Source organism: uncultured Tissierella sp. (assembly GCF_902479755.1).
GTDB lineage: Bacteria > Bacillota > Clostridia > Tissierellales > Tissierellaceae > Tissierella > Tissierella carlieri.
Genome location: NZ_CABSQO010000015.1, coordinates 77,872 through 93,876, shown reverse-complemented (window position 1 = coordinate 93,876; position 16,005 = coordinate 77,872). Strand labels below are relative to the sequence as shown.

The following is a 16,005-nucleotide window of genomic DNA, read 5'->3' as shown; positions in this document are numbered from 1 at the left end:
ACATTGTACCATACAGAGGTTGGAGTCCTCAATTTTCATTTAAGTTTACAAAACGTATATTTATAGCGGGAGGAATATAATGTCTTGTAAATTTGGCATGCCTACTTTAATTGAAAAAGATACTATTTTAGATAATGTAATATTATGTAATGAATTAGAATTAGATTTTGTAGAATTAAATATGAATTTGCCTTATTGTATGCCAGATAAGAATAATCCAGAAAAAATGCTAAAATTAATGGAAGAATATAATATTAACTTTACACTTCATTTTCCTGAAGAAATTGATTTTGGATGTTTCTATGATGAAATAAGACATGCTAATATTCTATTGTTTAATAATATGGCAATATGGGCCTCTAAATTTAGAGTAGAGAAAATAAATATTCACTTAAATCCGGGAATTTATTTTACCTTACCTGAGGAGAAAGTATTTGTCTATGATAGACACAGGGAAATATTTATTGAAAAGTTTATAGATTCTATGATTAAAATAATAGATATTGCTAAACCCTTAGGAATAAAAGTATGTGTAGAAAATATGAAAGTACATGACTTTATGGAAGAAGCTTTTAGAAAGATGGCTAGCATAGATGACTTATACTTTACATGGGATGTTGGACATGATGCTATGTCTAATTATAAAATGAAAGAAATATATTTGAAAAATCCTCATAAAGTAAGTCACATGCATTTACATGATTACAATGGAAATAGTGACCATCAAATTCTATTTGAAGGGATTATTCCTATAAAAGAAAGGGTTAAATTTGCAGAGGAAAATAATTTAACGGTTGTAATAGAGACAAAAACGGAGGAAGCTTTAAGAAAGTCAATAGAAAGATTATAGATACAGTATGAACTCATTCTAATATATATCCCCTAGCATAAAGCTAGGGGATATATATTAGATGTAAATATATAAAACTAAAGGGACTTTAGGTATTAAGTGTTTCCCATAATTCATAAGAATCTTCAAGCTGTTTTTCAATTGATTCCTTTTCAACAAAGAGTTCATATAACCTATCAGCATTATCGCTGTTTAAAGCCATTTCTTCATTAATAAATTTTAATTTGCTTTCCAATTCTTCAATTTCCTCTTCAGCCTTTGCTATTTTAAAAGCATTGTTAGGTTTTCTAGTTGTTTTTATTGGCTGTGTTTTAATTGGTTTCAACTCTTTAATTGCGATCTTCTCTGTTATTTCTTTTTTCCTTACTTCCAAATATTCATCGTATGTCATAGGATATAGTCTTACTCCAGATTTATCTAGTATCATTATCTTTATCGCTACTTTTTGAACAAAATATCTGTCGTGTGAGACAAAAAGGATGGTGCCATTAAAGTTAGAGAGGGTTTCCTCTAAAACTTCTCTAGAATCAATATCTAAATGGTTAGTAGGTTCGTCTAGAATCATAAAATTAACTTTATCGAATATTAAGGAACATAATTTAAGTCGAGATTTTTCTCCGCCAGATAAAGACTTTATTTTCTTATGAACATCATCTCTAATGAATAGCATTTTTGCTAGTTCAGATCTTGCATCTAATTGATTGATACTATGTTTAGCAGCAAAATAATCGAGGATTGTCATATCTTCATTTTCAAAAACTACGTTTTGTGGTAAATATCCTAACTTTATGCTGGAACCTATGGTCAGATTGCCGCTATCTGGCTCAAGTTCTCCTAATATGATCTTTAGAAGAGTTGTTTTTCCACTTCCGTTTTCTCCCATTATACACAATTTATCTTGATAAAATAAAGTAAAGGATATATCCGAAAATAGCTTCTTATTAGAAAAGCATTTACTTAAGTTCTCTACATTAAGAACAATTTTTCCTGAACGACTTACGTTATCAGCCGATAGTCTAATTTTTGAGTTTTCTAATGTTGGTCTATCTAATACTTCCACTTTTTCTAATCGTTTCTCAAGTTCCTTGGCACGTTTATACATCTTCTCACTATCTCTCATGGCACCCCAAATTCTATATCTTTCAATTTGCTGTTCCATTTTCTCGATTTTTCTTTGATTATTGATATAAGCATTATATTCAAGCTCAAATCGTCTTTCCTTTTCTACAATATAATAGCTATAGTTTCCATCATATATTTTTGTGGCAGTAGGTTCTAGTTCAATGATTCTATTGGCTACTTTATCTAGGAAGCTTCTATCGTGCGAGACCATGAGTACAGTACCATTGTAACCTAAGAGAAATTCCTCCAGCCATTCAATAGATTTTATATCTAAATGGTTAGTAGGCTCGTCTAATAAAAGTATATCAGGATTTTCTAAGAGTAACCTTGCTAAAAGGACTCTTGTTTTTTCACCGCCACTTAAACCTTCAAATGTTTTTTCTCTAAAGCTGTCCGGGATAAAAAGTCCACTGCATACTTTGTTTATATTAGTTTCTATGTCATATCCGCCACAGCGTTCAAATTCTTCCATAAGTAGGCCATAGTTTTTCATTTCAATTTCTAATGCCTCACCAGATAAATTCTTCAAGCGTTCTTCGAAGGCTTTTAATTCTAGCTTAATATTAAATATACTCTCAAATGGCATTTCAAGGATTTCTATCACAGTAGTATCGTTAGAGCATTTGAATATCTGGTCTAGGTATCCAACTCTATTTCCTTTTCTAAAACTAATATTTCCCCCATGATAATCCTCAACACCCATTAGAACTTTCATTAAGGTAGTTTTGCCACATCCATTTTGACCAATTAATCCAACCCTTTCGTTACTATGCAGTTCAAAGGATATATTTTCAAATACTTTATTTGCTCCATAATATTTAATTAAATTATTTACGCTACATTCAATCATATACGCCACCTCACTTAACTAAATTATATTTGAAGAAATAGCCATAGTCAAGGATACAAGATATATAGGATATTATAATAAATAAAATATTTACTGGGATATAATTTATTTGTTGACAAACTAACGATGTTAGTATAATATAAAACTAACAGCGTTAGTTAGGAGGGTGGGAAGATGGCAGATTTATTTAATGAAGATTTAGAATTAATGGATACAAAAAACAAGATTATAGCTGTGGCTATAGAACAGTTTTCGGATCAGGGTTACGATAATACTTCAATACGAAAGATTGCGGATATTGTAGGAATAAAGGGAAGCTCTATATATAATCATTTTAATAGTAAAGAAGAAATACTTGAAGAGATATTCAAATATTATAGAAATCTTTTCTATCAAATGGGAGATGTATTTGAGATAAAAGAAGTACCACTCATTGATTTGAAAGAAGATAAAATCCTTTATATTCTCAAGGGTGGATTTGATAGTGTTATTAATATTCTCAAAAGACCTGAAATGATTAATATCTTAAAAATCATTATAAAAGAACAATTTAAGAATCAAAAGATAAGAAACTTTTTTTTAGAAGAGTTTATAGATAAACCAAGGAAAGTCATGGAAAAGTTTATGAAGGAACTTATGGATAAAGGAATTATTAGAGAAGGAAATCCATATTTATATTCCCAAGAATTTCAAGCTTTTGCGATCTATAAAATGTATGAAGAATTTATGTTAAAAGATGTAGAATATATTGATATTGATGATATTGAAATACAAATAAATCATCATATAGAGTTCTTTTGGAATAGTATTAGAAAATAATGATTTAGGGGGACAATGATGGAAGAATTAAACGATATAAAAGAATCTAATATAATGCTATCAGAAATGCTTAATAGATCAATAGAATTTCTTATGGAGGATTTTATCAAAATAGCTCTTAAAGATTTTACATCAGCAAAGAGTATTATAAAAATTGCATTAGAGCAAAGGAATGCACAAAAAATTAGAGTTAAATATGAAGAAAAAGGGCTTCATGTACCGCCTTTTATGATAGCCTCTATTACAAGTGTTTGCAATTTAAGATGTAGAGGATGTTATGATAAAGAAAAAATTCATAATAACTCATTAGAGCTTGATGAAAATCAATGGTCAAATATTTTTGCCCAAGGAAAGGAACTGGGCATATCATTTATATTATTAGCTGGAGGAGAACCTCTTATTAAAGGAGAGATTGTTAAAGAGTGTATAAAGTTTCCAGAGATCATTTTTCCTATGTTTACAAATGGGATGTTAATAAATGAAGAATGGGTTCAAATTTTTTCTCTAGCTAGAAATATAATGCCGGTTATAAGCATTGAAGGAGACAGATATCAAACAGATAAAAGAAGAGGTAAGGGAATATTTCAAAAGGTCTTATCTAGCATTGATTTACTTGAAAAAAAGAGTATATTCTATGGGATATCAATAACTATCACAACAGAGAATTTTGAAAATGTCTTAAATGATGAATTTATTGGAACTTATATAGACAAAGGATGCAGAGCATTTTTCTTTATTGAGTATATTCCATTTGATAGTTCCACAGAAAGTATTGTAATATCAGCAGATCAGAGAGAGCAGCTTAAAGTTAGTATGAATGAATTAAGAGAAAAACATAGGGCAATATTCATAGCATTTCCTGGGGACGAAGAAAAATTTGGAGGGTGTTTAGCAGCAGGTCGAGGATTTGTGCATATTAATGCAATAGGGTCAATAGAACCATGTCCTTTTGCTCCATATTCAGATATCAATCTAAAAGATGTAACACTTGAGGAAGCATTAAATTCTTCCTTATTGGAAAAGGTTAGAAGTATTCATGAGATACTAAAAGAGCATAAAGGTGGTTGTGCACTTTTTGAGAATAGAGAAATGGTGAAAGATCTATTAAGTATAAATTAAGATTCTTAATGAGGTATTTTAATAATTATATAAATTTCACCTTTTTAAATCAATGGAAGCAGAAAATAAAAGATAGATTTTATTTTAATTCTCTTGACAAGATAAGTATTAAATTATAATATTTTACCATAGATATAAAAAGATATAAAATTCATTGAGGGGAAGAGTAAATATTATCCGAGTATCTAAAGCGAGTGGAGGTCGGTGGAAGCTCCATGAGAAAAGTAATATTGAAAGACGTCCTAGAGAAGTTTATCTGAAAATCAAAGTAAGATAAATCGGATTCCACCGTTAAAGGGATTAAAGATGACTTAAGTTTATTAGCTTAGTTGAAACAGGATGGCACCGTGAAGTATAAGCTTTCACTCCTATATGTATGGGAGTGAGAGCTTTTTTTAATTAGAAATAGATTTATTCTAATTAGAGTGTGATTGTTTTGTTTTATAGACTGATAATATAAGTTAGTTAGGGTGGCACCGCGAATTTTCGCCCCTTGAGTTTTAGTACTCAAGGGGTTTTTTGTTTAATAAATTTAAAAGGAGAGATAAAGAATGAAAAGAGTTATGATAGGAGAGTTAAGCAGTCATATAAGTGAAAAAGTCAAGATTCAGGGCTGGATTCATCGTATAAGAAAACTCAAAGCAATTACTTTTGTAATCCTAAGAGATAGAACTGGATTGGTACAATGTGTCATAGACAATAAATTAATGGATATTAGCAGTATAAAGTTGGAATCTGTAGTATCTATTTTAGGGGAAGTAAAGGAAAGTAATAACGCATTAAATCCCTTTGAGGTTCTCATAGAAAACTTTGAAATGCTAAATGAAGCAATAGAAGAGTTACCTATTGAGATCAATAAGGAAGAATTAGAAATTAGTTTAGATACTATGCTAAATAATAGAATTTTAAGTTTGCGTCATAAAAAAATAAACTCCATATTTAAAATACAGAATCTGATAGTGCAAGGATTTAGAGAGTTTTTAATCAATGAAGGATTTACGGAAACTTTTACGCCTAAAATCGTAGCAGAAGGGGCTGAGGGAGGAACAGAGATATTTGAAATGAAGTATTTTGAAAATAAGGCATATCTTACACAAAGCCCTCAGTTTTATAAACAAATGATGGTTGGAGCTGGATATGAAAGAGTTTTTGAAGTGGCTCATGTCTATAGAGCAGAGCAGCATAATACAAATAGACATTTAAATGAATATATAAGCATGGACCTTGAGATGGGATTCATTGAGAGTGAAGAAGATGTAATGAATATGGAGGAAAATCTTTTAAAGCATATATTAGACAAGGTGGAAAAAGAAGGACAGAAATATTTAGAACTATTAAATATAACTATACCTAAAATAGAGGAGACTATTCCCCGAATCAAATTTAGTGAAGCTCTAGAAATCTTAGGAAAGGAATATAATAAAGTTGGCATTGATGGAGACTTAGACCCCGAAGGAGAAAAGTTAATCTGTAAATATGCAAAGGAAAAATTAGGATGTGAATTCATATTTTTAACTCATTATCCAAGAAAGAAAAGACCTATGTATACAATGCCCTGTGGAGAAAATGAAACTCATAGTTTTGACTTGCTATTTAGAGGTATAGAAATAACCACTGGTGGACAAAGAATTCATGAGTATGATATGTTAATTAATAATGTAAAATATAAAGGTTTAAATCCAGAGAAATATCATAACTACACTTCTGTATTTAAATATGGAATGCCTATGCATGGTGGCCTTGCCATTGGACTTGAAAGAATAACAATGCAGCTTCTTGAACTAGAAAATATAAGGGAAGCCTCATTAATTACAAGAGATAGAACAAGATTAACTCCATAGGTTTATACCACAGTTATAAGGTAATTTATAGGAGGTAATTAATTACCTCCTAATAATCTTAGCTAAAAATTACTTCATCACAAGTGAATACAAAATCCATATGAAATGGACAATTATTTTCTCCACCGAATAAATGATTCATACCTAAGGCTATATGGTAAGTGCCTAAGGCTTTTTCATCAATAGATGTAAAACCTATAAAATCCTCAACTTGGGGGTTTAGTCCAATTCCAAATTCACATAGGATTTTGAAGTTTTCTGGTAGTGAATTAAAAAATTCATCTACTTCTTTTGAAGAAGATTTTATAAGTTTGCCATCTTCAAATGTCATAAGTACATCCTTATATATTTGTCCCTTTAAATTGACTATAGAAACTAGCAAATCTCCATTGCTATTATTCTCTACAGGTGCTATATAAACTTCACCTGGAGGAAGATCTCCACATCCGTCATCTACGAACCATTTCCTACTACTAATATCTAATTTTAATGAATATTCTTTTCCAGTGAGTATTTCCACACTGTTCTTATCCTTAAGGCTTTCGACCTTTTCCTTACAGGATTTTTTTAATTTAGGAAAATCTACAGATAAAGCATTGCATAAAGCAGAATTATAAATATCATAGTCTAAACCAGCGTTAGAAGCGTTTGTTTCTGTAGGAACAGTAAGCTGTATATAATATTTTTTATCTTGAGTTAAAGAATTAAATAATTCACCTAAATATTCTTTAAACCTAGGAATTTCTGGCTCAGAAATTCCATTAGGTAAACTTGGCGTGTACATGAATATATCTATTACATATTTAAAAGAAGATAGATAGTCCAAGTATTCTTGTGCAAATTTCTGATCATTACGGATCAAATTGAGAACTACTCTTTCAAAGAAAGAATTTGAGCAATGATGTTTAAAAGGAATAATCCCTTTTTTACTTATATTCTCTGAAAGCAAATCTAAAATTTTTAAATCTTCATTATCACCCCAAAAGTTTAATAAAACAAAATCTCCTTTCTCAAAGGGAAATCCTTCACAAATATTTGGAATTAGGTCTATAAATTCCATATAAATACCTCCTAAATAAATTTATTTCGATATATATCAAATCATATTCTAATATAAAACTTTTCAAAAAGCAATCTATTTTCATAATAATAGAATTAAATGTACAAAATATATATAGATATATATTGAAATAATAATTCCCATGGTATAGAATAATGATATAAATCATAGGGAGGAAGAAGATGAAGGATATAAATTGGCTAAAGGAAAATTATTTGAATTTTTTAAAAGAAAAACAAGAGAATTTTAAAAGTAGTATAGAGGATTTGCAAAAACAGGAATGTTTAGATGAAGTTAATTTAGAAAAAGTGAAGTTAAATATAGCTGAAATATTTTATAAAATGTTCAATATTAGTCTTAACGATAAATCTGTAGATTTAGAAGAAAAATACCTAGGTTTCTTCGATAAAATAACAAAGCCTTGGTATATAAATAAAGAAAAAGCTTTAAAGTTTGGAGATGAAAAGGAAGTAATAATTGAAGATATAAAAATACAAGAAGCTGAAGAATTGAAAAGTCGATTTAAAGAATATTATAATGAGATAATTATTGATTAGGGGTGGTAGAATTGAATTCATTAGAGATTTTCAAATGTTTGGCAGATAACTCTAGGTTAAGAATTATAAATAGTTTAATGATAGAACCCATGTATGTGGAACTACTGGCTAAAAGATTAGAATTATCTGCCTCAACTATTTCATTTCACCTTAAAAAATTAATGGATGCTGATATAGTATCATGTAAAAAAGAGCAATACTATACAGTTTATAGCTTAAATGAAAAGATATTTTCAATGAATCTTAAAGACTTAATAAAAGATAATAGAAATGAGGAGGAGATATTAAATCAAAGAGAAGAAAAATATAAAGAAAAGGTTATAGAATCCTTTTTTAAGTATAATAAGCTAAAAGATCTGCCAGTACAAAAAAAGAAAAAACAAATCGTTTTAGAAAAAATAGTGGAAAGCTTTGAAAGAGATAGAACTTATACGGAAAAGGAAGTCAACCTGATAATTGCAGATTTCCATGATGATTTTTGTACCATAAGGAGAGATTTAGTAGGATTCAATCTTATGAAAAGAGAGGACGGAATATATAAAAGAATATAGCTAGAGGAAATTTCATAGTATCCTCATAAACATATAAGAAATAAAATTCATTATGGTATAATGTGGTTAATATATTAACAGGGGGGATGGGAATATGGAGCCAATAATAACCATAAGAAGTCTAAGGAAAAGCTATGGAAGTAAAGAGGTATTAAGAGATATTAACCTAGATGTACATAAGGGAGAAATCATAGGGTATATAGGGCCAAATGGAGCAGGAAAGAGTACTACAGTGAAGATTATGTTAGGTTTAGTTGGAGATCATTCCGGGGAGATAAAGATATTTGGAGAAGATATAAGAAATGGAGAAGTAGAATATAAAAAGAAAATTGGATATGTACCAGAGACAGCTGAGATTTATGAAAATCTTACAGCAAGAGAGTATCTTACTTTTATTGCAGAACTTTATGGTATGGAATACGAAGCGGCAAATAAAAAAGCTGAGAAACTAATGGATTTATTTGGGATTAAGAATGTTTATGATGCTAGAATCAGCTCTTATTCTAAGGGAATGAAGCAGAAGACTCTTGTAATATCAGCTTTAATCAATGATCCTGATATTCTATTCCTAGATGAACCTTTAAGCGGAATGGATGCCAACAGTGTTATGGTATTTAAAGAGGTATTAGCAGAACTAGCTAGAAGAGGCAAGACTATTTTTTATTCCTCTCATATCATGGAAGTAGTAGAAAAAATCAGCAGTAGGATAATACTTATAAACAATGGAGAAATAGTAGCAGATGGTAGCTTCGATGATCTAAAAGATAGAACCATGGATAGCTCCTTAGAGAAGATTTTCAATCAATTAACAGGCTTCAATGAACATGAGAAAATAGCTAAGGAAATAGTAGCTACCATAGAAGAGGTGATGTAGATGAGGGATTTTAAAGTGTTAAAATTCTTGGATCTCTTCAAGAAATTATTTGAAAAAATAGGTGTAGATTATCCTATGATGCGAAAGATACTTAATGTAAAGCTAATATTAGATGGAAGAAGAGTATCTACTGTTTTGAGTAATCAAAGTAACAAGAAAAAAGCAAAAGAAGCTGATGATAGGAATAATTTCTTAAAATCTTTATGGATATATATTCTAATGGGAGCTTTTTTAATTGTATTTATAGTAGTTGGAAAAAATTTTTTGTTCCAAATGAGTTTTATATTTGGAATAACTATGTTCTTATTAATGACTTCTTTAATAGTAGATTTTAGCTCAGTATTGTTAGATGTGAAAGATAAGGAAATATTACTTTCAAAACCCGTAGATAGTAAAACACTAAATATGGCTAAGATATTACATATATTTATGTATATTACAACCATCACTATGGCTATCGCTGGACCTTCACTTATTGTATCCATAAAAAAGCATGGATTGACTTTCTTTTTTATATACTTATTAGAAGTTATTTTGATTGCATTATTTGTAATTATACTTACTGCCCTTATTTACCTTGTAGTTCTCAGATTTTCTAGCGGTGAAAAGTTAAAGGATATTATAAATTATGTTCAAATAGGGTTAACCATAATTATGTCTCTAGGATATCAATTAATAGGTAGACTTTTTAATATTATAGATATAAACAATATGAAATATAATCCTAGTCTATGGAAATACTTTTTTCCACCATTATGGTTTGCTGCACCCTTTGAGTTAATATTAAAGGGCAATCGTGAGAGTTATATTATAATCTACTCTATACTTGGGACTTTAATTCCAATTTTATCTATAGTGATTTATATAAAACTAATACCTACATTCGAAAGAAATTTACTGAAATTAAATAGTACAGAGGGTCAAACTAAGGATAGAAATAAAGTTACTATTTTTATGTCAAAGATATTATGTAGAAATAAAGAAGAGAGAATCTTTTATAAGTTTGCCACTAATATGTTGAGAAATGAAAGAACATTTAAGCTGAAGGTTTATCCAAGTTTAGGAGTGTCTATTATATTCCCATTCTTTATGATGCTTAGTATGAATCGGAGGGATTTTTTAAATGTTTCTAATACAAAGAATTATTTATGGTTTTACATGGTATTCATGATGATTCCTGCTGTATTAGGATCATTAGAGTATTCTGGAAATTATAAAGGTGCTTGGATATACCAAACTATACCCATAGAAGATAAGTCTGCTATTTATAGAGGTACTGTTAAAGCGGCAATTGTAAATTTATTTGTACCTGTATTTATTTTAGTCAGTTTAATATTTTTAATTATATATAGGATGCAGATAGTTGACCAAGTTATAGTAGCTGGAATAAATATGTTGCTTTTCATCATTAGTGTATTTAAAATATTGGATAATAATTTACCATTTTCTAAGGCCTTTGAAATAACAGAAAACCCTGTCAGTGGAGGTAATATTTTAATAACTGTGTTTATAATGGGTGTATTTGCATTAGGACATTATATATTAACTATGATTCCTTATGGTGTATATATTTATATTCCAGTTGGATTAATAGTAAGTAAAATAGCTTGGAGTAAATGTATTGCTTAGTAGAAGGATGATATATTGCTATATACGTCATATGTTTACTATACATTGATTGTTGTTGAACATATGGATAATGTAATTCTTGTTGTAAATGTTCATTTACCATGAGATAGTATTATAACAAAATAAGAATATTATAGTAAACATCATTCAATTTCAATTAATTGATTTCACTAGTGGAGAGCAGTTCACTTATAAAATTATTTATATAATATGATGACAAGGAAGATAATAATGGTTTATTTAAATACTTTTACATTTCCAAATGGGGATATAGAATTTGACTTTTTGATTAATATAAAAAGAACGTGCTATGATTCTTTTTATCCATTTAAGATACTATCAAAAAATGGTCTTGAAAGAGTTGATTTTGAGCCGATAACGATTTTCTATGGTGGGAATGGCTCAGGAAAATCAACAGCATTAAATGTGATAGCAGAAAAGACAGGGATCAATCGTGACTCTATCTATAATAAATCTAATTTTTATACAGACTATGTCAGTATGTGTACAATGGAACTTGGAACTGATATTTCTGAAAAAAGTAGAATTATTACCAGTGATGATGTATTTGATTATATGTTTAACATCCGCAACCTCAACGAAGGAATTGACCAAAAACGGGAAGAACTTTTTGAAGAATATTTGGATGCTAAGTATTCTCATTTTCAAATGAAGTCTATAGCAGATTACGAGCAGCTTAAAAAGGCAAATTTTGCTAGAAGCAAAACGCAGTCACGTTTTGTGAGGAATGAATTGATGGATAATGTACGAAAGTATTCAAATGGTGAAAGTGCCTTTCTATATTTTACAGAAAAAATTGAGGAAAATGGACTTTATTTATTAGATGAGCCTGAAAACAGCCTTTTTCCAAAACGTCAGATGAAATTAATGAAGTTTATCGAGGATTCTGCACGATTTTTTGACTGCCAGTTTATTATATCAACACATTCTCCATTTTTCCTTGCTATGCATGGAGCAAAAATATATAATCTTGATGAAAATCCAATTCAGGTGAAAAGATGGACAGAATTAGAAAATCTACGTATATATTATGAATTTTTTAAAAAATATGAAAGCGAATTTGGGGTATAGATTATAATCATAATCTGAAGAGGTGAGGGTGCTTTCATGAACTTATTTAATTACCCCTTAGTAAGGACTTATCTTCTGCATTCTTATGCTTAAATATGCTAAATCAACTAATAAGAGAATTAAATCAACAGACACTTAATAGTCTTTTAACATTTAATGCTTTATAATCAAGATATCCTAGGTAATTAAAAAGATTATACGGGGAGGATAGATATGAAGATCTTGTATATTATGGGATTATAAATTCATAAGTTTTTAGAGTTTTAGTGAACAATATAAGCTACAAGACAATTTAATTGCAAATATCAGCATATCATTGATCTGAATCAAATTTTCCTATTTAATGTAGTCTATTCATTATTTTAGCATTATTCGACAAAATGCAACAGAATATATCTAAAGATGTCGAAAAATATCCAAAAATATCGGATTAAATTCATTGAATATATCCCTAGTTAATTATATAATTTAGATGATTCACAATGAATTAGATGGATATGAGCATAATTAATAAAATTTTAACATAGAACTTTTAATAATGAACATCAAATATATATTCATCTAGAAAGGATAGAAATTAATCATTTTCAGCTTGGAAATTGAAAATTTAAAAGAATTAAGTCAAAAAATGGCATATCAAGGCTAAGGGTTGATAATTCTAACCTAAAAACTAAAGAGCTAAATGTATATAGGCTTATGAAACTTTTTTAAACTTAGATAGAAATCTAATTTTATCTTTTTGATTATCAGCAATAGTTTTAAGAGCCAGAGATAAAAGTGTAAAATGACCTAAAGTATTTAAATTAGAAATAGAATTAATGTTACGTACCGTAGATTTTTCAAGATTAAGACTGTTTTATTTTGTAATTATACTTTTTAGATTCAGTTCTTAAAGCATAAATTTTTTAAGAAAGATAGATTTTTGATTTATAGAAGCCGGATAATTAGTATCTATTGTAATACAGCTGGTGCATTTTCTATTTTTCTTACCATTAAAATATCTAGGATGTTTACAAGAGAATAAAGAATCACCTTTCTTAGTTCTAAAAGGACAGCAAAACTTTTGCTTAATATAAGAATCAAAATATTGTTTACTATCCTTGTGCATAGCGAGCTTTGCTAATGGCATTAGAATCACTTAGCATTTTCTTTTCCTTAGAGCTACAAGGACTAAGTGGGATGAAGGCATGACCATCAAGGTCATAACGAATAAAATTATGAATGTATTTAGTATCATAGGCTTTATCGCCAATAAAATAAGTTTCATTAAGAGAAAACCACGGATTAACCTTTTTAAGAAAATCAATCACCATAGAAGATTCGGCGATTTCAGTAGTTGTTGTAATTTCAGCAATAGGAATACCAGAAATAACATCAGTTAGAATAATATTCTTGTAACCCCAATAAAATTTATATTTCTTTTCATTATGAGAATTAGATGAAGTATAAATACCTAATTTGCAATCTAGATCAGATTTAGGATGGTTGTCTTTCTTAAATTTATTGATAGTGAAAGACTTAGAATTATTTTGTTTAGTATTAGCAAATATCTGAGTTGCATCACATGAAACAAAAGAATTATCGATAAATTCAAGTTGTTGAAGTTTTAATACTTGAGATTTTATAATTTATTTTAAGGATTCATTGTCTATATATTTAATAAACCTTTGAAAGACAGAATAAGAAGGCAAGGATCTAAAAGGCTTAAAATCACATAGATAGGCAATATAATGGTTGGTATCAAGGAAACTAAGTAATTCAGTAACCTTAAATTTTGTTTTACTATTAGATTTAGATGCAAACAAATAGATATTGTTAAAGATTAATTGACGTTCATATAAAGGCTTTTGCATCCTTAATATAATATTTGGTCGTACTTATATTATTCGACATAGAGAGGCAAAAATCCTTTTGGAAATATAAATATTTTGAGTGATAAGGAAAGGTTACTGTTTAAAATACAGTGATTCAAAGCGTTATAAGTTATGGTTAACGCTAAAGGTAACTATAATAATGGAGGTGGTAGTTATGAAAATTTATTATTCGAAAAATATTTCATGGCAATTAATAGATAATCAGATATTTATAATTGATGAAGTTACTAAAAAAGAATTTACTTTGAAAGAAATTGGAAAAGAGTTTTGGATATTGATTAAATCTCATAACTTGTATAAAGAAATAGTGGAAATATTAAGTGAACAATATGATGTGGCAAACGATATTATTACAAGTGATTTGAAAGAGTTTGTAGAAGATTTAATTTCAAAAAAATTGCTAACAAAAGGAGAAGATTGTTATGAGTCATGATATTTTAAACATTTCATTAGAAGAAATTTCTATCGACAAAAACATTCCTTTACATGCAACTATTGAATTATTAACAGAGTGCAATTGGAAGTGTAAACACTGTTATATACCTGAGCATAATGACAGTGGATTGAATATTGAAACGATAACAAAATTACTTAATGATTTACGAGAGCTAGGAACATTTGATGTTACTTTTACGGGTGGAGAGATTTTCTTTAGGCAAGATGTCCTTGAAATTATTGAAATTGCTAGAAGTTTAAACTTTAGAGTAAATTTACTCAGTAACGCTTCTATGTTAAATAAAGAAAAAGTTGAGAAATTAGCTAATTTATACATTGCTGAATTTTCAACTACTATATTTTCATTAAATAGTTTAATACATGATTCTATAACGGGAATATCTGGTTCTTTAGAAAAAGTACTAAATAATATTTTTTTAATGGACAAGTATAATATTCCCATAGAAATCAAAACACCATTAATGAAAGAGAATAGTTGTGAATATAAAGAGTTAAAATCATTTTGTGATAAAAATAATTTTAAATATCAAGTAACAACTGCAATCAGTTCCAAAAACAATGGAGATATATCACCTGTGTCATTAAGGATTGACAATAATGATTATGCTAAAATCATTAAGGATATTGATAGAATGCAAGATATTGGTGAATCTAAAAAAATAAAACCACTTTTTGATTTTGATGATTACTTGTGTAAACCAATAATTAACAATATTTACATAGATTGTAAAGGTAATGTATATCCTTGCAATTCATTTTTGTGCAAAGTTGGTAATATTTTCGATAGTTCAATTTCAGATATTTGGAATAACTCTGAAGAATTAAAAAAAATTAAAAGAATGAAGAAAAAAGATTTACCTGAATGTGTTAATTGTGATTTAATAGATTTTTGTGGTAGATGTCCTGGATTAGCATTATCAGAGGACAAGACGTTATATGGATGTTCATCAGTTGATAGACAGATAGCAATTGCTAGAAAACAGAATTCACAACAACTATAAATTTCATGGTGCTAAAAAAATTTGCTATAAGTTTTCAAATTTAAATTAGATTACTTCTGTATTAGATAAATTATGTAAGACTTGTAGGGGTCAAACAATCAGCTAATTGATGCTATAATTTTGAAAGTTCATTTTTAATATCTAAGACAACCCTTTGGAACATAAAAATTAAGAAAAAATTTATCTGTAGATATTTTGGATTAGCATTATCAGAGGATAAGAGTTTATATGGATGTGCACAGTTGATAGACGTTTAGGAATATCTAGACAAAACAATTTACAACAATTAAAGTTTCATGATTATTAAAAA

The 16,005-nt window shown here is 28.7% G+C and carries 14 protein-coding genes and 1 other annotated feature; of the genes, 11 read left to right on the top strand and 3 right to left on the bottom strand.

Annotated elements, in window-relative coordinates:
* Window positions 1-79: 79 nt before the first annotated feature.
* The gene (locus RDK80_RS09820) at window positions 80-850 is read left to right on the top strand and encodes a TIM barrel protein (protein ID WP_308524169.1); all 771 of its coding nucleotides are present in this window, start codon (window positions 80-82) and stop codon (window positions 848-850) included.
* Window positions 851-938: 88 nt separating this feature from the next.
* On the opposite strand, the gene abc-f is transcribed toward RDK80_RS09820, so the two are convergent.
* On the bottom strand, window positions 939-2,822 hold the full coding sequence (gene abc-f, locus RDK80_RS09815; RefSeq protein ID WP_308524168.1) for a ribosomal protection-like ABC-F family protein: 1,884 nt from the start codon (window positions 2,820-2,822) through the stop codon (window positions 939-941).
* A 174-nt stretch (window positions 2,823-2,996) separates the two neighbouring features.
* Between abc-f and RDK80_RS09810 the strand changes: the two genes are divergently transcribed.
* From RDK80_RS09810 to aspS, 3 genes are all read left to right on the top strand, one after another.
* The gene (locus tag RDK80_RS09810) at window positions 2,997-3,641 is read left to right on the top strand and encodes a helix-turn-helix domain-containing protein (RefSeq protein WP_308524167.1); all 645 of its coding nucleotides are present in this window, start codon (window positions 2,997-2,999) and stop codon (window positions 3,639-3,641) included.
* A gap of 18 nt (window positions 3,642-3,659) precedes the next feature.
* Window positions 3,660-4,760, top strand: a complete 1,101-nt coding sequence (locus tag RDK80_RS09805) for a radical SAM protein (RefSeq protein WP_308524166.1) — start codon at window positions 3,660-3,662, stop codon at window positions 4,758-4,760.
* Between the two features lie 145 nt (window positions 4,761-4,905).
* Window positions 4,906-5,133 (top strand) — a binding site (T-box leader).
* A 178-nt stretch (window positions 5,134-5,311) separates the two neighbouring features.
* Window positions 5,312-6,601 (top strand): aspartate--tRNA(Asn) ligase, encoded by a 1,290-nt coding sequence (gene aspS / locus RDK80_RS09800; RefSeq protein ID WP_308524165.1) that lies wholly within the window; start codon window positions 5,312-5,314, stop codon window positions 6,599-6,601.
* Window positions 6,602-6,659: 58 nt separating this feature from the next.
* Here the strand turns inward: aspS and RDK80_RS09795 are convergent, their stop codons facing one another.
* A complete protein-coding gene (locus RDK80_RS09795) occupies window positions 6,660-7,661 on the bottom strand; it encodes an aminopeptidase (protein WP_308524164.1) in 1,002 nt (333 codons plus the stop codon).
* 182 nt (window positions 7,662-7,843) lie between these two features.
* On the opposite strand from RDK80_RS09795, the gene RDK80_RS09790 reads away from it, so the two are divergent.
* The 5 genes from RDK80_RS09790 to RDK80_RS09770 all read left to right on the top strand — a co-directional run bounded on the left by RDK80_RS09790 (window position 7,844) and on the right by RDK80_RS09770 (window position 12,364).
* Window positions 7,844-8,218: a hypothetical protein gene (locus tag RDK80_RS09790; protein ID WP_308524163.1), complete on the top strand. Its 375-nt coding sequence runs from the start codon at window positions 7,844-7,846 to the stop codon at window positions 8,216-8,218.
* Between the two features lie 11 nt (window positions 8,219-8,229).
* Window positions 8,230-8,769, top strand: coding sequence for a metalloregulator ArsR/SmtB family transcription factor (locus RDK80_RS09785; protein ID WP_308524162.1), 540 nt, complete (start codon window positions 8,230-8,232; stop codon window positions 8,767-8,769).
* Window positions 8,770-8,863: 94 nt separating this feature from the next.
* Entirely contained in the window at window positions 8,864-9,643 is a 780-nt protein-coding gene (locus RDK80_RS09780; protein ID WP_308524161.1) for an ABC transporter ATP-binding protein, read from the top strand.
* Window positions 9,644-11,272: a hypothetical protein gene (locus RDK80_RS09775; protein WP_308524160.1), complete on the top strand. Its 1,629-nt coding sequence runs from the start codon at window positions 9,644-9,646 to the stop codon at window positions 11,270-11,272.
* A gap of 231 nt (window positions 11,273-11,503) precedes the next feature.
* A complete protein-coding gene (locus RDK80_RS09770; protein WP_216554637.1) occupies window positions 11,504-12,364 on the top strand; it encodes an AAA family ATPase in 861 nt (286 codons plus the stop codon).
* 1,094 nt (window positions 12,365-13,458) lie between these two features.
* Here the strand turns inward: RDK80_RS09770 and RDK80_RS20100 are convergent.
* Window positions 13,459-13,815, bottom strand: a complete 357-nt coding sequence (locus tag RDK80_RS20100) for a transposase (RefSeq protein ID WP_338114433.1) — start codon at window positions 13,813-13,815, stop codon at window positions 13,459-13,461.
* Between the two features lie 577 nt (window positions 13,816-14,392).
* Here RDK80_RS20100 and RDK80_RS09765 point away from each other — a divergent pair.
* Both RDK80_RS09765 and RDK80_RS09760 read left to right on the top strand, forming a co-directional pair.
* Window positions 14,393-14,671 carry a PqqD family protein gene (locus RDK80_RS09765; protein WP_216554568.1) on the top strand — a complete coding sequence of 93 codons (279 nt, stop codon included), beginning with the start codon at window positions 14,393-14,395 and terminating at the stop codon, window positions 14,669-14,671.
* Entirely contained in the window at window positions 14,661-15,695 is a 1,035-nt protein-coding gene (locus RDK80_RS09760; RefSeq protein WP_216554566.1) for a radical SAM/SPASM domain-containing protein, read from the top strand. The genes RDK80_RS09765 and RDK80_RS09760 overlap by 11 nt, the downstream gene beginning before the upstream one ends.
* Window positions 15,696-16,005: the final 310 nt, after the last annotated feature.

What these genes read in the sequence shown, in the direction of transcription:
- RDK80_RS09780 (WP_308524161.1), top strand. Translation starts at nt 8,864, where the DNA reads ATGGAGCCAATAATAACCATAAGAAGTCTAAGGAAAAGCTATGGAAGT.
- RDK80_RS09810 (WP_308524167.1), top strand. Translation starts at nt 2,997, where the DNA reads ATGGCAGATTTATTTAATGAAGATTTAGAATTAATGGATACAAAAAAC.
- RDK80_RS09790 (WP_308524163.1), top strand. Translation starts at nt 7,844, where the DNA reads ATGAAGGATATAAATTGGCTAAAGGAAAATTATTTGAATTTTTTAAAA.
- RDK80_RS09820 (WP_308524169.1), top strand. Translation starts at nt 80, where the DNA reads ATGTCTTGTAAATTTGGCATGCCTACTTTAATTGAAAAAGATACTATT.
- RDK80_RS09805 (WP_308524166.1), top strand. Translation starts at nt 3,660, where the DNA reads ATGGAAGAATTAAACGATATAAAAGAATCTAATATAATGCTATCAGAA.
- RDK80_RS09765 (WP_216554568.1), top strand. Translation starts at nt 14,393, where the DNA reads ATGAAAATTTATTATTCGAAAAATATTTCATGGCAATTAATAGATAAT.
- RDK80_RS09795 (WP_308524164.1), bottom strand. Translation starts at nt 7,661, where the DNA reads ATGGAATTTATAGACCTAATTCCAAATATTTGTGAAGGATTTCCCTTT.
- RDK80_RS09770 (WP_216554637.1), top strand. Translation starts at nt 11,504, where the DNA reads ATGGTTTATTTAAATACTTTTACATTTCCAAATGGGGATATAGAATTT.
- RDK80_RS09760 (WP_216554566.1), top strand. Translation starts at nt 14,661, where the DNA reads ATGAGTCATGATATTTTAAACATTTCATTAGAAGAAATTTCTATCGAC.
- aspS (WP_308524165.1), top strand. Translation starts at nt 5,312, where the DNA reads ATGAAAAGAGTTATGATAGGAGAGTTAAGCAGTCATATAAGTGAAAAA.
- abc-f (WP_308524168.1), bottom strand. Translation starts at nt 2,822, where the DNA reads ATGATTGAATGTAGCGTAAATAATTTAATTAAATATTATGGAGCAAAT.
- RDK80_RS09775 (WP_308524160.1), top strand. Translation starts at nt 9,644, where the DNA reads ATGAGGGATTTTAAAGTGTTAAAATTCTTGGATCTCTTCAAGAAATTA.